This window comes from Bradyrhizobium sp. MI1.4, assembly GCF_055811315.1.
The window spans coordinates 1-599 of record NZ_JBVVPP010000147.1; the positions used below are offsets into that span (position 1 = coordinate 1).

General features: G+C 65.6%; 1 protein-coding gene. It reads right to left on the reverse strand.

Annotated features, from left to right (window positions below; translation table 11 throughout):
• On the reverse strand, window positions 1–599 hold a 599-nt coding region (locus AC0L23_RS40020), incomplete at both ends, for a DUF1522 domain-containing protein (RefSeq protein ID WP_473358430.1).

Sequence of the window (599 nt, forward strand, 5' to 3'; positions counted from 1 at the left end):
GACCGGGGTGGAAGCGGTCGAGAAGGTCAGCGCGGTCGTCAGCGTGCCGCCGATCGCACCACCAGCAACCGACGAACCCAGCGTCGAGGAGGCGTAGTCGTTGGTGGTCGAGATCGTCAGCAGGCCGTTGGCGTCGATTGTGGCTGACAGGTTGTTGGCCTGAAGCGCCGTGTTGAGCTGATCGAGTGTCTTGACCGTGCCGTTGGTGCCGTCGCCGATGGTGACGTTGACCGCCGTACCGCCATTGAAGGAGGAGAAGGTCAAGGTCTTGCCGTTGATGCCGCCGGTGCCGGAGGTACGGGCCGCCGTGAACGCCGAGGACGTACCGGTGTTGCCGGCGAGGCCGAGCGCCGCCAGCGCGTTGCCGGTGCCGGTGATCGACAGGTCGGCATTGACGCCGGTGGACAGCTTGAGCTGGCCGGAAGCGTTGATCGACGAGTTGGTCTGGCCGGAGGCGGTCGCAAGCGTACCACCACCGCTGCCGTTGAGCGTGAAGGTCTGCACGCCCGTGGCGAAGTCAACCGCCTTCAGCACGTCGGCGATCGTCGAACTCTGCAGGTAGACCGTCGAGTTGCCGTTGCCATCGGTGACGACGTTGC